The organism is Micromonospora yasonensis, assembly GCF_026013475.1.
Taxonomy (GTDB): Bacteria; Actinomycetota; Actinomycetes; order Mycobacteriales; family Micromonosporaceae; genus Micromonospora; species Micromonospora yasonensis.
Genome location: NZ_JAPDPH010000431.1, coordinates 1 through 1,830, shown reverse-complemented (window position 1 = coordinate 1,830; position 1,830 = coordinate 1). Strand labels below are relative to the sequence as shown.

The following is a 1,830-nucleotide window of genomic DNA, read 5'->3' as shown; positions in this document are numbered from 1 at the left end:
CCAGGCCCAGGCAGAACGCGAGGGCGTAGACCATCCACAGCGCCGCGACGCCACCGAGTACGAGAGCCGCCAGCGCCGCGGCGAGGACCGCGCTCACCGCCTGGGTCGCCATGATCGTGCGACGGCGGTTGAGTCGGTCGACCAGGACCCCGCCCCACAGGCCGAGGAAGAGCGTGGGCAGGAACTGCAGCGCGGTCGCGACACCGAGCGCGACGGCGGAGTCGGACAGGTCGAGGACCAGCCAGTCCTGCGCCACCCGCTGCATCCAGGTGCCGGCGACGCTCACGGCGTGGCCGAGGAGATAGCGCCGGTAGTTGGGCACGGCCAGGGAGCGAAAGACGCGGCGGTGCGCGTTCCGGGCATGGGCCACCAAGTAACCGCGCACCAGATCTCCTCTCCCGCGATACGGCGAATGGTAATACCTTTTGGGGCGTAGCTGCGGCCAAGATCTCGCGGCTGGCATCGCCAGGGCGTGGGGGTCTTGCGCCGCCGTCGGTGGCCGGCGCGAGGAGAAGCGGAATCGATGGAAACGACGGTGGGAGTGCTCGGCCTCGGCGCGATGGGGTTTCCCGTGGCGCGGCACCTGCTCGCTGCGGGAGTGCCGGTCGTGGTGCGGGACGTGGACCCGCAACGGGTCGCCGCGGCCGTCGCGCTCGGCGCGCGCGCCGCGGGGAGCCTCGCCGACCTGGCTCGGGAGTCGGACGTGGTCACCGTCCTCGTGCCGACCGACGATGACGTGTGCGCGGTGTGCCTGGGCGCCGAGGGCCTGCTGGGGGGCCTGCGGGCCGGGTCGGCCGTGTTGCTGTGCTCGTCGGTACGGCCGCAGACTTGCGAACTGGTCGCGGCGGCCGCGCCGCAGGGGGTCGACGTGCTCGACACCGCTCTGACCGGCGGGGTGCGCGGTGCGGAGGCGGGGGAGGTGAATCTCCTCGTCGGCGGCGACGCCGAGGTGCTCGAGCGGATCAGGCCGGTGCTCGAACCGTGGACCGCCGCCATCCACCACCTCGGGGCGCTCGGCGCGGGCCAGGTCGGCAAGGCGGCGAACAACCTCGTGCACTGGGCGCAGATCTGCGCCGTGACGGAGGCGCTGGAGCTCGCCCGCAGGTTCGGAGTCTCGGTGCCCGTGCTCCGCCGGGCGCTCATGGACGGGCCGACCGACTCGCGGACGCTGCGCGAGCTGGACCAGATGCGGCTGACCTGGCACGCGAAGGATCTGGCCAACGCCGCCGACTTGGCCCACCAGGTCCAACTCGACATTCCGATCGCCGAGACGGCTCGCGAGGTGATGCGGGGGATCGCGGTGGCGGACGTCGCCCGCCTTTTAGCAGGAGGTTCACTCCACCCCTTGCCTGGCGGGTAACACTCCGGTAAAACTTCGGATCAAAGGTTAGACCTTTAGTCCCTGGTGATGTTGACTGACGTGACGCAGACCATAGGAGGCCCTGTGCGCGACGACTACCTGCCTGGCGTACTCGCCAGCGAGAAGCGAAACCGCGACGCGTCCGAGATCGCGGCCCGCGACGAGTTCAACAGGCAGCACCCACCGATCAAGGGTCTCGTAGTACCACACGACCTGCGGAAGATGGAACTGCCGGCGCGCCCGTGGCGCAACAACCGGGGGCACTATTTCGACCTCGGCGACTACGAGGTGCTCGGCGCGCACCTGTCCGAACTCAAGCCGGGTGGTGCCTCAGTGCGGCACCGCCACACCACCGAGGCGTACCTGTACGTCGTCAAGGGCAACGGCTACTCGCTCATCAACTACGACGACGAGCCGGTCGAGGTCGTCGAGTGGTCCGAGGGCACCCTCTTCGCGCCGCCCCGGTGGGC

Annotated in this window: 3 protein-coding genes; 2 read left to right on the top strand and 1 reads right to left on the bottom strand. The window is 70.3% G+C overall.

Annotation, left to right across the window (positions count from 1 at the left end; genetic code table 11):
- Positions 1–385: MFS transporter (locus ONA70_RS36100; RefSeq protein ID WP_265010957.1), on the bottom strand; the 385-nt coding region annotated here is incomplete at its 3' end.
- Positions 386–472: 87 nt separating this feature from the next.
- Here ONA70_RS36100 and ONA70_RS36095 point away from each other — a divergent pair.
- Positions 473–1,360: an NAD(P)-dependent oxidoreductase gene (locus tag ONA70_RS36095; protein WP_265010956.1), complete on the top strand. Its 888-nt coding sequence runs from the start codon at positions 473–475 to the stop codon at positions 1,358–1,360.
- Positions 1,361–1,444: 84 nt separating this feature from the next.
- On the top strand, positions 1,445–1,830 hold a 386-nt coding region (locus ONA70_RS36090; protein ID WP_265010955.1), incomplete at its 3' end, for a cupin domain-containing protein.